Origin of the sequence: Mesorhizobium sp. M7A.F.Ca.US.005.03.2.1, assembly GCF_003997795.1 — a bacterium.
Lineage (GTDB): Bacteria > Pseudomonadota > Alphaproteobacteria > Rhizobiales > Rhizobiaceae > Mesorhizobium > Mesorhizobium ciceri.
In genome coordinates this window covers 1-2,519 of the sequence record NZ_RZRP01000887.1, presented here as the reverse complement: position 1 = coordinate 2,519, position 2,519 = coordinate 1, and the positions used below count along the sequence as shown (strand labels likewise).

Below are 2,519 nucleotides of genomic sequence, written 5' to 3'. Positions count from 1 at the left end.
CGATACCCCTGGGCTCCATCCCGCTCATCCTGATCTGTGCCCTGTTGCAAGGCGGCGGCTTCGGCATCGCCTGGCCGTTCCTGACACGCGTCATCGTCGCCTCCGCCCCGAAGAGCGAGCAGACCATCGCCTCGGCGGCGGTGCCGACCATGCAGCGCATCGGCTACGCCGTGGGTGCAGCCCTTGCCGGCATCGTCGCCAATGCCAGCGGCTTTTCGCAAGGTTTGAACCACGACGCGGCGGCGAATGTCGCGTCCTGGCTGTTTCTTGCCTTCGTCCCGCTCGGCATTGTCGGCTGTCTCGCGGCCTTGCGGGTTTCCAAGCCGCTTGGCCAGCAGCTGGAAGCTACTGGCTAGAAGCGCCCAACCCGCTCATTCGACCTCGCGCAGGCGGTAGCCGACGCCGGTCTCGGTGGTGATGTAGCGTGGCTGGTCGGGGCTCTTCTCGATCTTCTGCCTGAGCTGGCGCACATAGACCCTGAGATACTGCACGTCGGACGAGTCGCCCCAGACCTGCTTCAACAGGAAATGGTGGGTCAGCACCTTGCCGGCGTGCTGCACCAGCATGCGCAGGATGTCGTATTCCTTCGGCGACAGCTTTACCTCCTTGCCCTCGACCTTGACGATGCGCTTGACCAGATCGACGCTGAGATCGCCGGTCTGGAAAATCGGCTTCTCTCCCTGCTGCTGGAACTTGTGGCGGAGCGCCACGCGGATGCGTGCGACCAGTTCGTTCATGCCGAAGGGTTTGGTGACATAGTCGTCGGCGCCGAGCTCCAGGGCCTGGACGATACCGGCCTCGTCGGTCCGGCTGGACAGGATGACCACCGGAATGTCGAGGCCGTCGTCGCGCCATTTGCGCAGCAACTCATGGCCGCTAATGCCGGGCAGGCCAAGGTCGAGCAGGACGAGGTCCGGCTTCTCCGCCTCCATCAGCTCGATGGCCGCCCTGGCATTCGGCGCCTCGCTGATCGCGTAGCCCTGGCTGCCGAGGCCGACGCGCAGCAGCTTGCGGATCGGCGGCTCGTCATCGACGACCAGTATCCTGACGTTCGAGTTTGTCATGCCAGGTCACCCACATCGTCGGTATTCGAAGCGTCGAAGTTGGGCGGATTTGCCGGCTTGGGCATTTTGATGGTGAAGACCGCGCCCGAACCGTCGGTCCGGTTTGCCGCCGTGATCGTGCCACCCATCGCCTCTATGAAGCCGCGGCAGATCGACAGGCCGAGCCCGGTGCCGGCGCGGATCTGGTCGCGCTTGCGCACCCGGTAGAAGGTGTCGAAAATCCGTTCCAGATCGCCGGGAGGAATGCCCGGCCCTTCATCCATGATCTGCAGCAGGACGGAGCCATTGTCGGTCCAGCCCTGGACGCGGATCGTCGAGCCGGCCGGGGCATATTTCGCCGCATTGTCGAGAAGATTGAACAACGCTTGCTCGAACAGCACCGGGTCGACCTTCAACATCGGCAAATCCCTGGGGATGTCCGTCTCGATCTTGTGCTCGCCGATGATTTTCCTGGCCCTTTGCAGGGCGGAGCCGACGATGTCGCCGACATAGTGAAAGGCGTAGTTCGGCTCCATCGCGCCGGACTCGATCTTGGTCATGTCGAGCAGATTGGCGATGAAGCGGTTCAACCGCTCGGATTCGTCGAGCACCGTCGACAGCAGTTCGGCCCGATCCGGTTCGGGAAGTGCTGCTGAAAAATCCCGCAGCGTGCCGGCGGCGCCCATGATGGCGGCGAGCGGCGTCTTCAGATCATGGGAAATGGAGGTGAGCAGCGCCGAGCGCAGCCTGTCCGCCTCGGCGGCGAGCTTGGCCCGGTCGACGTCGGCGACCAGTTGGATACGCTCGATGGCGACTGCCGCCTGGTCGGCCAGTGCGTCGAGAAGCCGCTGCTGCTCGGGCGTCAGCAACGGTCCCTGCTTGTCGTTGTCGAGGCCGACGACGCCGATGGCCGTGCGCCCGGTCCGCAAGGGCAGATAGAGGCGCTTGGCACCCGGAAGCGTGTCGGCGCCGCGACCTGCGGCACGATTGTGCTCCCAGGCCCAGCGGGCGGCGGCGATGTCGGCTTCGGCCAGCGTGTCATCAGGCGGATAGCCGGCCTTGACGGTGATCGTCCCGTCTTCCGGCAAAAGCAGCACCACGCGCAGCTTCAGCATCGAGGCGATCTGGAAGGCGGTGGCCCAGAGGACGTCGTCCAGCGTCCCGGCGCCGGCGAGCTTCTTCGAAAAGAGGTAGATATCCTCCGTCGCCCGCGCCCGCGAGCGGGCGGCGACCGCCTGGCGCTGCACGCGCGCCGTCAGATTGCTGGCAATGACCGCAACGACGAGAAAGACGCCAAGCGCGACGATGCTCTCCGGATCCCTGATCGTCAGCGTATAGCGCGGCTCCAGGAAGAAATAATTGAAAGCAAGGGCGCTGACGAAACAAGCATACAGAGCCGGCCACAGGCCGCCGGTCACCGCCGATGCCAGCACCCCGACGAGCAGTGGCAGTTCGAAATCTGGCCCTATCTCAAGG

General features: G+C 64.7%; 3 protein-coding genes. 1 reads left to right on the top strand and 2 read right to left on the bottom strand.

Translation table 11 applies throughout. The features are described from left to right. Positions 1–356: MFS transporter (locus EN991_RS32000; RefSeq protein ID WP_127370248.1), on the top strand; the 356-nt coding region annotated here is incomplete at its 5' end. 15 nt (positions 357–371) lie between these two features. Here the strand turns inward: EN991_RS32000 and EN991_RS31995 are convergent. After that, positions 372–1,064 (bottom strand): response regulator transcription factor, encoded by a 693-nt coding sequence (locus EN991_RS31995; RefSeq protein ID WP_063168979.1) that lies wholly within the window; start codon positions 1,062–1,064, stop codon positions 372–374. After that, positions 1,061–2,519 (bottom strand): ATP-binding protein (locus EN991_RS31990; RefSeq protein ID WP_164769523.1); only part of this gene is annotated, 1,459 nt, incomplete at its 5' end. The genes EN991_RS31990 and EN991_RS31995, both read right to left, overlap by 4 nt.

What these genes read in the sequence shown, in the direction of transcription:
- EN991_RS31995 (WP_063168979.1), bottom strand. Translation starts at nt 1,064, where the DNA reads ATGACAAACTCGAACGTCAGGATACTGGTCGTCGATGACGAGCCGCCG.